Origin of the sequence: Oceaniovalibus guishaninsula JLT2003, assembly GCF_000299575.1 — a bacterium.
Classification (GTDB): domain Bacteria; phylum Pseudomonadota; class Alphaproteobacteria; order Rhodobacterales; family Rhodobacteraceae; genus Palleronia; species Palleronia guishaninsula.
The window spans coordinates 213,270-227,366 of sequence record NZ_AMGO01000007.1; the positions used below are offsets into that span (position 1 = coordinate 213,270).

Genomic DNA, 14,097 nt, shown 5'->3' on the forward strand with positions numbered 1-14,097 from the left:
GATCAGATCTCCTCGACCGTCACCTCGTCCTCGACGAAGGCCAGATATCCCTTGATCGCCGCCGCCGCCGGGATTGGATCCTCATAGCTCCAGGCCGCGTCGTCTATGGTCACGCTTTTGGTCTCGATGGAATAATAGCTGGCGTCCCCCTTGTGGGGGCAATGAGTGGTGCTGTCGCTGCGGTCCAGGAAGGCCATGGCGATGTCGTCGCGCGGGAAATAGGCGACGACCGGCAGATTGCCCTCGTGCAGCAGCAAGACAGCCGAAGATTCGCCGATCACGGCACCGCCGGCCCGCACGACCCACTTCCCGCCCGACTTCTCGACCCGGATATAATCCTTCGCCATCGCTCTCTCCTGTTTCGTGGCAGCCTAGCCGAACGGGGCGACGCTGCAAGGCGCCAGTCAGAGAGGTGCCGTCGCCCCGGCCAGCCACTCCACAACCTCGGCGGGCACCAACGCACGCATCTTTTCAGCGATTTCGACATGATAGCCGTCGATCCACGCTGTTTCATCCGCCGACAGCGCCGATGCGTTTATCAATCTGCGGTCGAGCGGCACCCAGGTCAGCGTCTCGAAGGCCAGCATCGCGCGTCCGGCATCGGCGCCGGACAGGTCCGGCGCTTGCTGCACGGCGACGAGGTTCTCGATGCGGATGCCCCATTCGCCGTCGCGGTAATAGCCGGGCTCGTTCGACAGGATCATGCCGGGCCGGAGCGTCGTCTCGCCAATGCGGCTGAGGCGCTGGGGGCCTTCGTGAACGGAGAGATAGACGCCGACGCCATGGCCGGTACCGTGGTCGTAATCCTGACCGGCCATCCACAGGGGCGCGCGCGCCAGGGCGTCCAGATCGCGTCCGGCCAGACCTTTTGGAAACCGCGCGCGGCTGACGGCGATCAGGCCTTGCAGAACGCGGGTATAGGCAGCGATCTGGTCGGCATCGGGGTCGCCGACAGCGATCGTCCGGGTGATGTCCGTGGTGCCGTCCAGATACTGCCCGCCGCTGTCCACCAGCAGCAGATCGCCCGGTTGCAGCGCACGATCGCTGTCGCGGGTGACGCGGTAATGCACGATGGCGCCGTTCGGCCCGGATCCGGCGATGGTATCGAAACTGATGTCGCGCAAGGCGCCCGTCTGTCTGCGAAACTCCTCCAGCTTCGTCACCACGTCGATCTCGGTCAGGCGGGCGCGACCCTGCGCCACCTCGGCCGTGCGCGCATGAAGCCAGCAGAGAAAGCCGCACAGCGCCGCGCCGTCGCGCAGATGCGCAGTGCGGGTGGCGGCCAGTTCGGCATTGGTCTTGACGGCCTTGGGCAGAATGCAGGGATCGTCCCCCTCGGCCACCGCAACGCCATATGCGTTCAGCGTGTCGAGGACGACGAACGGGGCGGTCGCCGGATCGACGTGGACCGGCCCCGAAAGCGTGGCGAGCGCCGCCAGCAGGCCATCCGCCGGCAGGCAATCGACCCCGTCCAGCGTCAGCTGCGCGACCTTTGCCGGATCGACGAACAACCGCACACGCGCCGTATCCGCCTCGATCAGCGCGAAGGACTGGACGACGGGAATGCGGGGGATGTCGTGGCCGCGGATGTTGAGCAACCAGCAGATGCTGTCGGGCAGGGTCAGGACGGCCCATGCGTGACCGGCATCGCGCAGGATACCGGCGATGCGCTGGCGCTTGGCCGCCGCCGTCGCCCCCGCCAGCCTGTCGGGATAGAATTCGGCCTTGCCGCTTGGCGGCGGCGGGCGGTCCGTCCACACGGCATCCAGCGGATTGTCTACCGGCAGAAGCGCGATGTCCCGCGCCTCCAGCGCCTTGTTGAACCGCCGGATCTCGGCCGCGGTATGCAGCCAGGGATCGAACCCGACGCGGCCGCCGGCCTGCAATTCGTGCGCGAGCCATTCCTCGGGCCGGTCACCCGGCAGGTTTCGGATCGCGATTTCGTCCGCGACCTGGGCGCGTCCCTGAATGCGGTAGCGACCGTCGACGAACAGGGCGGTGGCATCGCGGGTGACGACGGCCATACCCGCCGACCCGGTGAACCCCGTCAGCCATTCAAGTCGCGCATCGGCCGGCGCCACATATTCGCCCTGATGCGCGTCGGCACGCGGCACCAGAAACGCATCCAGACCGTCCTGGGCCAGACGGTCACGCAACAGGGCCAGACGCGGCGGCCCCTGTTCGGGGCGCGTGGGGGTGTCGAAGGACTGGAACATGGCGATGACCTCGATCTTTCAGCGGACGCGGCGCATGCCGACGACGCGGGCGCGCTTGCGCGGATCGCTGTCGAAAAGCCCGGCCAGTTGCTCGGTCATGGCGCCTGCCAGTTGCTCGACATCCGTGATCGTGACCGCCCGGTCGTAATAGCGTGTCACGTCGTGGCCGATGCCGATGGCGATCAGTTCGACGGCGCGGCGGCGCTGGACCATGGCGATGACGTCGCGCAGGTGCTTTTCCAGATAGTTGGCGGGATTGACCGACAGCGTGCTGTCGTCCACCGGCGCCCCGTCCGAGATCACCATCAGGATCCGACGCGATTCGGGGCGCGACAGCATCCGCCGATGCGCCCATTCCAGCGCCTCGCCGTCGATATTCTCCTTCAGCAGCCCTTCCTTCATCATCAGGCCCAGATTGGGCCGCGCCCGCCGCCACGGCGCGTCGGCGGATTTGTACACGATGTGCCGCAGATCGTTCAGGCGGCCGGGCTGGGCCGGACGCCCCTCGGCCAGCCAGCGTTCGCGCGACTGGCCGCCCTTCCACGCGCGGGTGGTGAAGCCCAGAATCTCGGTCTTGACCTGACAGCGTTCCAGAGTGCGCGCCAGAATGTCCGCGCAGATTGCCGCGATGCTGATCGGCCGACCCCGCATGGAGCCGGAATTGTCCAGCAGCAGCGTGACGCAGGTATCGCGAAACTCGGTATCCTTCTCGACCTTGAAGGACAGCGGTGTGGTGGGCGACACGACGACGCGCGCGAGACGCCCGGCATCGAGGATGCCTTCTTCGCGATCGAATTCCCAGCTTCGGTTCTGCTTGGCCTGAAGGCGGCGTTGCAACTTGTTGGCCAGACGCCCGACCGCGCCTTTCAGCGGATCGAGTTGCTGGTCCAGATAGGCGCGCAGCCGGTCCAGTTCGGCAGGCTCGGCCAGATCCTCGGCGCGGATTTCCTCGTCAAAGTCCTGGGTGAAGACCTCGTATCCCGGATCGGCCTCGCTGACGGGCGCGGGCGGCGGGGGTTGCAGCGGCGCATCCCCTTCGGGCAGTTCGGTTTCCTCGCCCGACTCGCCTTCGGCCATGTCGTCCATCGAAACTTCGGCCTGCGCGGCGTCCTGCGTCTGGTCCTGGCTGCTCTGGGGTGTCGTCTCGGCTTCCTCGCCCTCGTCCTGATCGCCGCCCTGGTCGGTCTCGTCCTCGGCATCGTCCGGCTGTGCCTGGTCCTCGTCGTCGGGATCCGCGGCATCGGGGTCGTCGCCAAGCTGGTCGCCGTAACCCAGATCGTCGATCACCTGACGCGCGATGCGGGCGAACGCGGCTTGATCGTCCAGGCTTTCGCCTAGGTTGGACAGCGTCTGTCCGGCCTGTCCCTCAAACACCTCGCGCCACAGGCGCATCACGTTGTCGGCCCCCTCGGGCAGCGGCCGCCCGGTGGCGAGCTGGCGGATCATGTAGCCGGCGGCGACCGACAGGGGCGCATCCGCCCGGTCGGTGATCTGCGCATAGCCCTTGCGCGCCGCGTCGGCGCCGATCCGGGCGTCGATGTTGCCCGCGGTGCCCGGCATGGTGCGCGCGCCCATCGCCTCGCACCGGGCCGTTTCCATCGCGTCGTAAAGGTCGCGCGCCATCTGCCCCTGCGGCGCGTATCGCGTGTTGGTCGCGTCATCGTGATAGCGTCTGCGCAGCGCGAAACCGTCCGCCGTCCCGCGCGCCAGCAGCACCTCGTCCCGCGTGACGCGTCGGCTGATCTGCGGCAGGCGCAGGTTGTCGTTCGACAGTCCCGGCGGATCGACGGAATAGGTGACGCCGAGGTCGGGATCGTTCGCCAGAACGCGCGTCGCTTCGGCTAGGGCCTTCTTGAACGGGTCGGCTGGATTGTCGGGCTGGCTGGCCATGGTCGATCCTGTCTGCACTCGCGATCTGTCAATCACAGCGGCGAACCCGCGTCGAGGGTCCGGCATCGGACGGCTGTGCGGGGAACAAAACCCGCCCCCCATTGCATTGACATGTGACTTTCAACTCTGAGGGAGGATGAAACCATGACATCGTTCAACATCAAGGCCCCCGCAACCCTTGCGGCCTCCATTCTGGCGCTTGCGCTGGCTTTGCCCGCCGCGGCGCAGACCACGTCCGACGGAAGCGATAGCGGCGGTTCCAGCGCCACCAGCGGCAGCAGTACGACGACCGACAGCGCCCCGACCGGCAGCACGACAACCGGCGCCACCACGACCGTCGGCGGATCGGCTTCCGACAGCGGCGGATCCTCGCAGACCGACGCGGCTTCTTCGGATGGCGGCACGGGAACGGGCGGGTCCGGCAGCCCGTCTTCGGCAACTGCCGGCGGCTCGTCATCGACTTCCGGCGGGGCACCCTCGGGGAATGGCACCGCCGACAGCCAGAACACGGGCCGCAGCGATACGGCAGCAACCGGCATGGCATCGGACGCCATGCAGAACGACACGATGTCGAATGACACCATGCAGGGCTATTCCGATCCCGGTCAGGATATGACCCGTGATCAGCAAAGGGCCCGCCAGCAACAGGCGATGGCCTTCGAGATGGAGTTGGAGCGGTTCGGGCAGGACGTCTATGAACGTGCCTTCCGCCAAGGTTATCTCCGGGGTGTCGCGGATGCGCGCCGTTCCATGATGCAACAGCAGATGCAGCAGGATCAGGAGCGTCAGATGCGCGGCGATCGTGGTCAACGCAACAACATGCGCCAGCAGTTGCGCGATCAGATGCAGCAGCCCCAGCAGCACGGCCAGATGATGCAAGGACAGCAGCAGGGCCAGATGCAACAGGGCAATCCGCCCATCAGCGGCGAAGTGGCGGCGCGCCCCGGTGGGTCCATCATTGTGTTGCCGGAAGGCGTCGACCCGCAGGCCTTCATCGACCGGCTGATGCGCGACCAGCAGAACCAGTCGAACTGACGTTGCGAGATTTGAAAAAGGGCGGCTCAAGCGGGCCGCCCTAATTTCATTTGCCTACCCCAGGCTGAGGCTGGCGGCGCTTTCCGGCAATTCCTCGTCGAAACAGCGCTGATAGAATTCGGCCACCGTCTCGCGCTCCAACTCGTCGCATTTGTTGAGGAACGTCAGGCGGAACGCATAGCCGACATCGCCGAAGATGTTGGCGTTCTGCGCCCAGGAAATGACCGTGCGCGGCGACATGACGGTCGAAAGGTCGCCGTTCATGAAGGCCGTGCGCGTCAGGTCGGCGACCGTCACCATCTGTCCGACGATCCGCCGACCCTTGTCGGTGTCGTAACCCGGTACCTTGGCCAGCACGATCTCGGCCTCGGCGTCGTGAGGCAGATAATTCAGCGTGGCCACAAGGCTCCACCGATCCATCTGCCCCTGATTGATCTGCTGCGTGCCGTGATAAAGGCCGGTCGTATCGCCCAGACCGACGGTGTTCGACGTGGCGAACAGCCGGAAATAAGGATTGGGATGGATCACCTCGTTCTGGTCCAGCAGCGTCAGCTTGCCGTCCACCTCCAGCACGCGCTGGATGACGAACATCACGTCCGCCCGGCCCGCATCGTATTCGTCGAAAACGATGGCGGTCGGGTTGCGCAGTGCCCAAGGCAGAATGCCTTCCTGGAATTCCGTCACCTGAACGCCGTTCTTCAGCTTGATCGCGTCCTTGCCGATCAGGTCGATCCGGCTGATATGGCTGTCCAGGTTCACGCGCACGCATGGCCAGTTCAATCGCGCGGCCACCTGTTCGATGTGGGTCGACTTGCCGGTGCCGTGATAACCCTGGATCATCACGCGGCGATTATACTGAAACCCGGCGAGAATCGCCATCGTCGTGTCGCGGTCGAAGCGATAGGTCGTGTCGATTTCGGGCACGCGGTCGGTGCGCCTGGAAAAGCCGCTGACCTTCATATCGGTGTCGATGCCGAAGACATCGCGGACGGCGATCTCCCTTGTCGGTTTGGCGTCGATGTCGATTGTGCCGTCGGCCATGAAATCCCTCCGTCGCGCGAAAAGCAGCCGGGTCGCGGCCCCGCTGCGCGTGGTGCAACATATCGCCGGGGTCTGCAAGTTAAAGGGCCAGAGGACGTGGCAACCCCTGCCTCTCAACCTTCACGTCTGTGCGAGCGGACTGCGTTGGGCGGCTAGTGCTGCTATAATGAGGCATCAGACATGAAAGGCTTGCCATGAAACGACGCACCTTCCTTGCCGCGGCCCTGTCGACCGCCGCGCTGCCGACCATCTTGCGCGCCGACGCCTTCGAGGTGACGCGGACCCAGGCCGAGTGGCGCGCGATGCTGTCCGACCTGGAATACAAGGTTATGCGCGAGATGGGAACGGAGCGCGCTTTTACGTCGCCGCTGAACGATGTGAAGGAAGCCGGGGTGTTCAACTGCAAAGGTTGCGACCGCCCGCTCTATTCGTCCGAGGCGAAGTTCGACAGCGGGACGGGTTGGCCCTCGTTCACCGCCGCGCTGCCCGGTGCCGTCGGGACCAAGCCGGACCGTGGCCTGTTCATGACGCGAACCGAAGTCCACTGTGCGCGATGCGGGTCGCATCTGGGGCATGTCTTCGACGACGGCCCGGCCCCTACGGGCAAGCGGCATTGCATCAATGGTGTCAGTCTGACCTTCACGCCGGTGGCAGCCTGACGTATCGCCAGCGTATTGCGGGTTATGCAAGCTCGTTTCGTCGGGGCGGGTTCGCTCCGGCGCGCGCGACTGTCACTGCTGCTGCGCGCACCCCAAGGTCGAGCGCCGCGGCAACCGTGTCACGGTCAAGGTCCGTCAGCCCGCCATCCGTCAGCCGTCCGCCACCATCCAGTGCGGCCAGTATCCCGGCGTTGAACGTGTCGCCCGCGCCGACCGTATCCACCACCGTGGCACGGCGCGAGGGCATGAAGACGCTGTCCCGCCCGAAATAACCAATTGCACCCTTCGCACCTTGGGTGATGCAGACCAGCCGAGGCCCGCGATCAAGCAATTTGCGCGCCAGCACGTCCTGATCGCCCGCGCCTTCCAGCCAATGCAGATCCTCGTCGCTCAGCTTGACGATGGCGGCCTGGCGCAACATGCGGTCCAGCCGGGCGCGATAGGCGGCTTCGTCGCGGATGAAACCGGGGCGGATGTTCGGATCCAGCATTACCGGCACACCGTCTAGGCGGTCGCAAAGCGTCGCGTAAGCCGTGGCGCAGGGTTCGACCGCCAGCGAGATGCCGCCAAAAAACGCGGCCCTTACCCCCGAGAGATCCGGCAGGTCGCCACTGTCCAGCATCCGGCCGGCGGTATTCTCGTCATAGAAGAGATAGGCTGCGTGGCCCTCGCGCAGCGTGACGAAGGCGAGGGTGGTGGGCCGGTCGGACAAAGCGGCGCGCGTCGTGTCGATGCCGTCCCGCGCCAGCGCGTCGGTCAGCATGCGCCCGAACAGATCGGTGGACAGGCCGGAAAAGAACCCGGTCCGTGCCCCCAGCCGTGCCAGCGCGATTGCCGTGTTGAAAACGGATCCGCCCGGATGGGGCGCGAAGGCATCGCCGCCACCCTCGGCCCGCCGGGGCAGCATGTCGATCAGCGCTTCGCCGCAGCACAGGATCATCTCGGTCCCCTAACCGTTCATGGCATAGACATAGCCGACAATCGCCGCGAGGATCAGCCCCGCAACGACCGCCAGCGCGATTTTCCACGTGGAATAGGGACGCTCGCCCTGGACGCGCCCGGTCTGGCCGTTGACGACGAAACGGAAGCTTTGCCCGCGATACTTGTAAGCGGCGACCCAGACCGGCAGCAGGATGTGCTTGAAGGTCACGTCGCGGATGTCGGTGTCGATGGACGTTATGCGTTGCTGATCGCCGCCGATATCGAAGCGCACGTCGCGGGCGATCTGGGCGTCCATCCGTCGACGCGCCTCGGCAAATCCGTCGCGCAGGTCCACCTGATATCCCTCGGCGCCGAACCCCGACAGCCATTCGGGCGCATAGGGGCGCAGGTCGGACAGATCCCAGGGCTCCAGCCCGTCGGTCAGGCCCTTGGGCAGGGTATTGGCGGCAAGCACCAGCACATCGTCGAAAAACCGCGCGACCCGGCCCGCCACCGGCGTCCAGCGGACCTTGGCGACCTGCACGTTCGTCGCCTTGCCGTCGCGGATGACGCGCTGGGTGACGTAATAGATCGTGCCACGCTGGCCGCGATAGGACGATCGGGTCGCCGCGTCGAAGGTCCAGTAGGGCACATAGACGCCCTGCATGCGCCGTCCCTTGCGCGCATAAGCCTGCAACCCGCCCGGCGCGAACCACAACCGGCCCAGCCAGTCGGTCATGGCCCGGCGCGCCGCGGCCTCGTCCAGCGCGAAGGGCAGCAGGCCGCGCGGCTTGATCTGCCGCAACTCGCCCGTGCCTGCGACGAACGGCGTGGCGCAGAAAGGACAATTTCCGGCATGGACCGCTTCGGTCAGACGCAGATCGGCGCCGCAATTGGGACAGTGACTGATGCGGACCGCCTCGGTCTCGGCCAGGGGCAGGGCAGATAACAGCGCCGCCTGAAAATCGAGCTCGCGGATGGCGGCAGGGGCCGGCGGTGTGGCGATGGCGGTATGTTTGCCGCAATGGTCGCACACCATGTCGCCGCTTGCGGGATCGAACCGCATCTCGGACCCGCAGGCATCGCAGGGAAAGCGCCGGTCGGCCCCTGTCATCCCTTGTTCCGCATCCGGGCGACGCGACGGTCTTCCAGCAACTCCATCGCGCGGCCGTGCCAGAAACGGCGGTCGATATGCCCCGCCGACATGCCGCCGAACGGCACATAGGCCGCGACCACGATCGGCCCGTCGCCGTTCCAGGCGTGCCCAGTCAAATCCTCGAACCCCGCGCGCAAGGCTTGGCGCAGGCTGGCGGCATCCGGGGGGATCGGGACGTCCGCGAACCTGCGCGCCAGATCGGTCCAAAGATGCATGTCGCCGCGCAGCCCGTAGGCCGCCGGACCCGGATCGAAGAGATCGCCCAGCATGGTGCCGTTCACAGCCAGCGATGCATCGCGCGCGGCAGCATGGCGCGCAGCGCGCCGTCATGCAGTGCGACGTGACGCCAGACGTGAAAGCCGCCATGCACGATGACGGCGGCCAGCAACGTCAGACCCATGCCGCGCGTCACACCCGTCGCAGGACCGGGATCGGCGCGCAACACGATGACCGCCGCGACGGCCAGCAGCCCGATCAACGCGGCATGGAGCGGAACGAAGGCCCGCCGAACCCAGCCGGACAGCTTGGGACCGGGGCGCGCGGAAATGCCCAGCGTCAGCGCCGCGATCCCCCAAAGGATCGCCACGGCGACAACGCCCCAGCGCGTGACCGGGTTGATGCCCACCAGCAAGACGGCAAGCACCAGCGCAAGCGCGCCCCAGTGCAGCAGCTTGAGCGTCGGACGCCAGAGACGCGCAACGACGGCGACAGGGGCGGCCGGCGACGTGCCGCGGTCGCGCATGTGCCGGGGCATCGTCAATCCCCCTGCCGCGGGGCGGGCGGCGGCGGCGGCATGACGGTAAAGAGCCGCCCCAGATCCGTCTCGTCCGCGCGCATCCAGCCGTCCTGCCCGGCGGTCCAGACCAGCGTTTCGCGGGCAAGACCGCCCTCGGCCGCCATGCGCCCCAGTCGCGCCATGCTGAAAGGCCCCTGCGTCGCGCCGTTCTCGGCGATGTGCCAGACCCGTTCGACGGGTGGCAGGGGCGGCGGCGCAGGCTGCACGGGGCGCGGGCCCCACGGCCCCATCTGCTGCGCCATCGCCATGCCGATCCCGGCACCCAGGCCCGTGCCCATTGCCGACCCTGCGCCGCTGCCCGGCTGGCCCAGCGCCTCGGCCGTCTGGAAGCGCGCATAGCGGTCCAGATCGCCCGCGACGCCCATTCCGGTGCGGCGGTCCATCACGGCCTCGACCGCGGCGGGCAGGCTGATGTTCTCGACGTAAAGCTCGGGGATGGTGACGCCGTATTCGGTCATCGTCGCGGCGATCCGCTCGGCCACCAGTTTGCCCAGATCGGCGGTGTTGGCGGCCATGTCCATCACCGGAATGCCGGACGATGCGATGACGCGGCTGAATTCCTGCACGATGATGTTGCGAAGCTGATAGGTGATTTCGTCCGACGTGAACTCGCCGTCGGTGCCGACGATCTCGGTCAGGAAGCGGGCCGGATCGGTCACTTTCAGCGCATAGGTGCCGAAGGCGCGCACGCGCGTCGGTCCGAATTCGGGGTCGCGCAGGATGACGGGGTTGCGCGTGCCCCATTTGAGGTTGGTGAACCGGTTGGTCGAGACGAAGTAAATCTCGGACTTGAAGGGCGAGCGAAACCCGTGATCCCAGTGTTGAAGCGACGTCATCACCGGCATGTTGTTGGTTTCGAGAAGATAAAGACCGGGCATGAATACGTCGGCCAACTGCCCCTCGTGGATGAAGACGGCCGCCTGACCTTCGCGCACGGTCAGCTTGGCGCCGTACTTGATTTCGTGACCCTGCCTTTCGAACCGCCAGACCAGCGTGTCGCGGGTGTCGTCCGTCCATTCGATGACGTCTATGAACTGGCCGGACAGGAAGTCGAAAATGGACATGGACGTGCCTCCTTTCAGGCGGGCGGGACAACGTTGAGCGGGCCGGCGCGGCCGGCGCGCCGTTCAGACATCGCCGCCCAACAGCTCCAGCGCAATCCCTTGCGCGATGGGGGCCGCCTCGGCGGCGGTCATCCCAGGACGAAGACGGGAATCGTAGAGCATTTTCAGCATCATCTCGTCCATCGGCGTCAGAAGCGCGAATTCCTCGTCGTCGTTGAAGATCGACGGTCTGGCCAGGGGGCTGTCGTTGCTCAGCCCCAGCCCTTGGGCGATTTCCTCGTGAAGGCAGGACAGGCGCAGAAGATCGGGATGCTCGGCCCGCACGATGGCGATGGCGCGCGAATAGCTGCCGCTGTCGGTGCCGTCGAGGGCATAGGCGATGCAGTAATTGGATTGCGGAAGGTCCGTCACCAGACGCAAGGCCGCGTCCGACAGGCCGGGGATCAGGTCGCGCAGACGCGGCGCCAAAGCGCGGCGTTCGTCCTCGTTGACGATGAAGACGTTGAAGTTTCCGGGGCCGTCCGACAGTTGCATCTGGTGCCCCGTCGCGCGGGCAAGGCGCGCGACATAGGCGCGGACCAGCGCGGTGTCGCGCGCCACGACCTCGGGCGCCACCGACGGGCCGAAGTCCAGCGTGACGTTCACGGGCACCGTCCAGCGATGCAGGCGGCTGGCGGTCTGCTTGGCGACAAGCTGTCCGCCCACTTCCGAATATTCGTCGAATAGGGCCACCCGGATGAACGTATCGGCAAGCGTCGCTGCATCGAACGGGGTATCGCGTCCGCCGCCGTCCGTCCGCAGCAATCCCTTGGCCAGCAAAGAGCGTTCGACGCGGGCGTAATACTGCGTCAGCAATTGGCTTGTCGCTGACGGGCCGTTGGCCACCTTGGCCTTTCGCTGGGGCGGCAACGACGGCCGATCCTCGGCGACGACAGGCACGTCTTCGTCGGGCGAAGGGACCGGCGCGCAGGCGACCGTAAGCGCCGCCAGCAGAACGGCCGCCGCAAGGCGACAGACGGCCATGTCAGACCGCGGGTGCAGACGTGGCGGCATCGTCGCCGGTTCCCGCACCGCGCGACCGGGCCGCGCCGAGCGCGGATTTCAGTTCAGCCTCCATCCGCACCAGATCCTCCTCGGCCGCACCGCGGCGCGCGCGTCCCTCGTCGGCGATGCGCAGGCTGTCCTCGATCGTGGCGATCAGTTCGGCATTGGCCGTCTTGACCGCGTCGATGTCGAAGACGCCGCGCTCCATCTCGGTGCGGATGGCCGAATTGGCCTGACGCAGATTGGTGGCGTTGGCGCGCAGCAGGTCGTTCGTCAGATCGTTGGCGCCGCGCACCGCCTCGGCCGCGTCGGCACCGCGCTGGATGGTGACGGCTTGGGCGAGTTGCGTTTCCCAGAGCGGCACGGTGTTCACCAGCGTCGAGTTGATCTTCATCACCAGCGACTTGTCGTTTTCCTGCACCAGCCGGATCGAGGGCAGGGACTGCATCGTCACCTGCCGGGTCAGCCGCAGATCGTGCACGCGTCGTTCCAGATCGTCGCGCGCCGCGCGCAGGTCGCGCAGGATCTGCGCCGCCATCACGCCCTCCTGCTCGGGCGAGGCGGCCAGATGCGCCTCGGCCTCGGGGATCTCGGTGGCGTCGAGGCGGCGCAGCTTCTCCTCGCCGGCGGCGATGTAGAGACCAAGCTCGTCATAGAAGGCCAGCGTCTTGTCATAGAGCCGGTCGAGCGACTTGATGTCCTTGAGCAACCGATGCTCGTGGTTCAGCAATTCGCCGGTGATCTTGTCGATCTGGCCCTGAACCTCTTCGAAGCGGGCGGTCAGGCGGGCCAGCGGCGCCGCGCGTCCCATCAGACGTTCCCAAAGCGTGCGCTTGCCGCGCATGTCCAGTTCCGACACCGAAAAACCGCGTAGCGTCGTCACCATTTGCCGCAGCGCGCCCCCGGCGGGCCCGACATCCTTGTTGCGGACATCCGCCAGCATAGACTGGCTGATCTGCTGCAACTCGGCCTGTGCCGCGCCGCCGAAGGTGACGATGGACTGGGTGTCGTCGATGTCGATCTCGGAGATCCGGCGCTCGATCTGCTGGGCAAGCTGCGGGTCGGCCCGCTCGAACGGGACCACGTCGGCCTGTGGTTCGGGCAGCACGGTGCCCGTCACCTCGTCCACCGCGGCGATGCTGTCGGCTGCCTTGCGTCGCGTCGTCTCGGCCATGTGTCGTTCCTTCCAGTGGCGGTCAGGCGTCGCGCCGGGCGTTGATTTCTTCGCGGTCCAGCCGGTCGCGCAGAACCTCTATCTCGATTTCCAGATCACCGCGATCCTCTGTCAGCATCTTTTGCGTCCGCGTGGCGAAACCGGTCTCCAGATCGTCGAGCAGCGACAGATAGGCGGCCCGCGCCGGCGCGTCGGGCCGGGCGGCGACCAGATCGGCATATTTCACCGTCGCGTCGCGCGCGCCCTGAAGGTAGACGCCCAGCCACCGCCGCGCGCCGGTCAGATCGCGCGGATCGTCCTCGACGGTGCGAAACATGGTGCGCGCGGTGGCGGCGAAGGCGTGCGCGCGGTCGATGACGGTGCGGTCCCCGGTGCGTTCGGCGGCGGCGATCATGTCACGCAGATGCGCTTCGCCTTCGTCGACAACGCGCGCGACGCGGTCGGCCTGCGCGCGGTCGATGTCCTGTCCCTTGTCGCGCAGCGGATCGGCACCGAACGACAGGAAATGCAATGCGGTGCCCAGCACGAAGAAGATGGCCGCGGCAATTGGATTGGCGGCCGCGGCCACGGCAAGGCCCGCACCGGTCAGAAGGCTGCCCAGTATCTTGCGCGGGAGGGCAGGGCGGCGGGCGACGCGGCGGCCGTCGTATGCTTCCTGCGCCCGCACGCCTTCGCGCGTCAGATAGGCCGCCCCCATGAGGATCCCGAATGCCGCAAGATTCAGCGCAAGGCCGACCGGATCCCTGCCGAAGGCCCGCAGAACCAGCGGCGCGGGTGCGAGAAACAGCGCGTTCAGCCGGGCGCCCGACGGCACGGGGCGGCGTCCGGTCCAGTCGCGCCCGACGGGCCGGGAACCTGCCGGCGGAACGTCGGTCGGGCTGTATTTGCCGCCGAAGCGCCGCGCCATCAGGCGCCCCCCCAAAGCGAGACGTAAAGGATCAGCGCCACCAGCAGCACGAACGAGATCTTTGCCATCGCGAATCCCTTTCCATCGCCGCCGCCGGTGCCGCGCAGGTTTCTGACGGCCAGGGCGATGCCAAGGCCCGCGACGCTGACGCAGCCCAGCACCAGAAGAACGAGGACGATGCGCGCCATTGCCGA

15 protein-coding genes are annotated in these 14,097 nt (G+C 66.8%); 2 read left to right on the forward strand and 13 right to left on the reverse strand.

Going from position 1 to position 14,097, the window contains the following annotated elements; translation table 11 throughout:
• Positions 1-2: 2 nt before the first annotated feature.
• The 3 genes from OCGS_RS02710 to cobT are packed head-to-tail and all read right to left on the reverse strand — an operon-like array spanning position 3 to position 4,106.
• Complete coding sequence (locus OCGS_RS02710) at positions 3-347, reverse strand: DUF427 domain-containing protein (protein WP_007425694.1); 345 nt, start codon at positions 345-347, stop codon at positions 3-5.
• A gap of 57 nt (positions 348-404) precedes the next feature.
• Positions 405-2,216 (reverse strand): aminopeptidase P family protein, encoded by a 1,812-nt coding sequence (locus tag OCGS_RS02715; RefSeq protein ID WP_007425695.1) that lies wholly within the window; start codon positions 2,214-2,216, stop codon positions 405-407.
• Between the two features lie 18 nt (positions 2,217-2,234).
• On the reverse strand, positions 2,235-4,106 hold the full coding sequence (cobT, locus tag OCGS_RS02720) for a cobaltochelatase subunit CobT (RefSeq protein ID WP_007425696.1): 1,872 nt from the start codon (positions 4,104-4,106) through the stop codon (positions 2,235-2,237).
• Positions 4,107-4,250: 144 nt separating this feature from the next.
• Here cobT and OCGS_RS14975 point away from each other — a divergent pair, with 144 nt between their 5' ends.
• A complete protein-coding gene (locus tag OCGS_RS14975) occupies positions 4,251-5,141 on the forward strand; it encodes a hypothetical protein (RefSeq protein ID WP_156800942.1) in 891 nt (296 codons plus the stop codon).
• 54 nt (positions 5,142-5,195) lie between these two features.
• Here the strand turns inward: OCGS_RS14975 and cobS are convergent, their stop codons facing one another.
• Positions 5,196-6,182: a cobaltochelatase subunit CobS gene (gene cobS / locus OCGS_RS02735; protein ID WP_007425699.1), complete on the reverse strand. Its 987-nt coding sequence runs from the start codon at positions 6,180-6,182 to the stop codon at positions 5,196-5,198.
• 194 nt (positions 6,183-6,376) lie between these two features.
• Here cobS and msrB point away from each other — a divergent pair, with 194 nt between their 5' ends.
• A complete protein-coding gene (msrB, locus tag OCGS_RS02740; RefSeq protein WP_007425700.1) occupies positions 6,377-6,841 on the forward strand; it encodes a peptide-methionine (R)-S-oxide reductase MsrB in 465 nt (154 codons plus the stop codon).
• A 22-nt stretch (positions 6,842-6,863) separates the two neighbouring features.
• Here the strand turns inward: msrB and OCGS_RS02745 are convergent, their stop codons facing one another.
• From OCGS_RS02745 to OCGS_RS02785, 9 genes are all read right to left on the reverse strand, one after another.
• Complete coding sequence (locus OCGS_RS02745; RefSeq protein WP_007425701.1) at positions 6,864-7,781, reverse strand: carbohydrate kinase family protein; 918 nt, start codon at positions 7,779-7,781, stop codon at positions 6,864-6,866.
• A 9-nt stretch (positions 7,782-7,790) separates the two neighbouring features.
• Positions 7,791-8,876 (reverse strand): TFIIB-type zinc ribbon-containing protein, encoded by a 1,086-nt coding sequence (locus tag OCGS_RS02750; RefSeq protein WP_007425702.1) that lies wholly within the window; start codon positions 8,874-8,876, stop codon positions 7,791-7,793.
• Positions 8,873-9,187: a hypothetical protein gene (locus OCGS_RS02755; RefSeq protein ID WP_007425703.1), complete on the reverse strand. Its 315-nt coding sequence runs from the start codon at positions 9,185-9,187 to the stop codon at positions 8,873-8,875. The genes OCGS_RS02750 and OCGS_RS02755 overlap by 4 nt, the downstream gene beginning before the upstream one ends.
• Before the next feature lie 8 nt (positions 9,188-9,195).
• Complete coding sequence (locus OCGS_RS02760; protein ID WP_007425704.1) at positions 9,196-9,672, reverse strand: hypothetical protein; 477 nt, start codon at positions 9,670-9,672, stop codon at positions 9,196-9,198.
• Positions 9,673-9,674: 2 nt separating this feature from the next.
• Complete coding sequence (locus OCGS_RS02765; RefSeq protein ID WP_007425705.1) at positions 9,675-10,778, reverse strand: SPFH domain-containing protein; 1,104 nt, start codon at positions 10,776-10,778, stop codon at positions 9,675-9,677.
• A 63-nt stretch (positions 10,779-10,841) separates the two neighbouring features.
• A complete protein-coding gene (locus OCGS_RS02770) occupies positions 10,842-11,801 on the reverse strand; it encodes a DUF2927 domain-containing protein (protein ID WP_007425706.1) in 960 nt (319 codons plus the stop codon).
• Between the two features lies 1 nt (position 11,802).
• Positions 11,803-12,996, reverse strand: coding sequence for a toxic anion resistance protein (locus OCGS_RS02775; protein WP_007425707.1), 1,194 nt, complete (start codon positions 12,994-12,996; stop codon positions 11,803-11,805).
• Between the two features lie 22 nt (positions 12,997-13,018).
• The gene (locus tag OCGS_RS02780) at positions 13,019-13,903 is read right to left on the reverse strand and encodes a 5-bromo-4-chloroindolyl phosphate hydrolysis family protein (RefSeq protein ID WP_007425708.1); all 885 of its coding nucleotides are present in this window, start codon (positions 13,901-13,903) and stop codon (positions 13,019-13,021) included.
• Positions 13,903-14,091, reverse strand: coding sequence for a hypothetical protein (locus OCGS_RS02785; RefSeq protein WP_007425709.1), 189 nt, complete (start codon positions 14,089-14,091; stop codon positions 13,903-13,905). Before OCGS_RS02785 ends, OCGS_RS02780 begins: the two co-directional genes overlap by 1 nt.
• Between the last annotated feature and the right edge of the window lie 6 nt (positions 14,092-14,097).

Coding starts and splice junctions, on each gene's coding strand:
- cobS (WP_007425699.1), bottom strand. CDS start 6,182: ATGGCCGACGGCACAATCGACATCGACGCCAAACCGACAAGGGAGATC.
- msrB (WP_007425700.1), top strand. CDS start 6,377: ATGAAACGACGCACCTTCCTTGCCGCGGCCCTGTCGACCGCCGCGCTG.
- OCGS_RS02715 (WP_007425695.1), bottom strand. CDS start 2,216: ATGTTCCAGTCCTTCGACACCCCCACGCGCCCCGAACAGGGGCCGCCG.
- cobT (WP_007425696.1), bottom strand. CDS start 4,106: ATGGCCAGCCAGCCCGACAATCCAGCCGACCCGTTCAAGAAGGCCCTA.
- OCGS_RS02785 (WP_007425709.1), bottom strand. CDS start 14,091: ATGGCGCGCATCGTCCTCGTTCTTCTGGTGCTGGGCTGCGTCAGCGTC.
- OCGS_RS02745 (WP_007425701.1), bottom strand. CDS start 7,781: ATGATCCTGTGCTGCGGCGAAGCGCTGATCGACATGCTGCCCCGGCGG.
- OCGS_RS02765 (WP_007425705.1), bottom strand. CDS start 10,778: ATGTCCATTTTCGACTTCCTGTCCGGCCAGTTCATAGACGTCATCGAA.
- OCGS_RS02760 (WP_007425704.1), bottom strand. CDS start 9,672: ATGCCCCGGCACATGCGCGACCGCGGCACGTCGCCGGCCGCCCCTGTC.
- OCGS_RS02755 (WP_007425703.1), bottom strand. CDS start 9,187: ATGCTGGGCGATCTCTTCGATCCGGGTCCGGCGGCCTACGGGCTGCGC.
- OCGS_RS02770 (WP_007425706.1), bottom strand. CDS start 11,801: ATGGCCGTCTGTCGCCTTGCGGCGGCCGTTCTGCTGGCGGCGCTTACG.
- OCGS_RS14975 (WP_156800942.1), top strand. CDS start 4,251: ATGACATCGTTCAACATCAAGGCCCCCGCAACCCTTGCGGCCTCCATT.
- OCGS_RS02775 (WP_007425707.1), bottom strand. CDS start 12,996: ATGGCCGAGACGACGCGACGCAAGGCAGCCGACAGCATCGCCGCGGTG.
- OCGS_RS02710 (WP_007425694.1), bottom strand. CDS start 347: ATGGCGAAGGATTATATCCGGGTCGAGAAGTCGGGCGGGAAGTGGGTC.
- OCGS_RS02780 (WP_007425708.1), bottom strand. CDS start 13,903: ATGGCGCGGCGCTTCGGCGGCAAATACAGCCCGACCGACGTTCCGCCG.
- OCGS_RS02750 (WP_007425702.1), bottom strand. CDS start 8,876: ATGACAGGGGCCGACCGGCGCTTTCCCTGCGATGCCTGCGGGTCCGAG.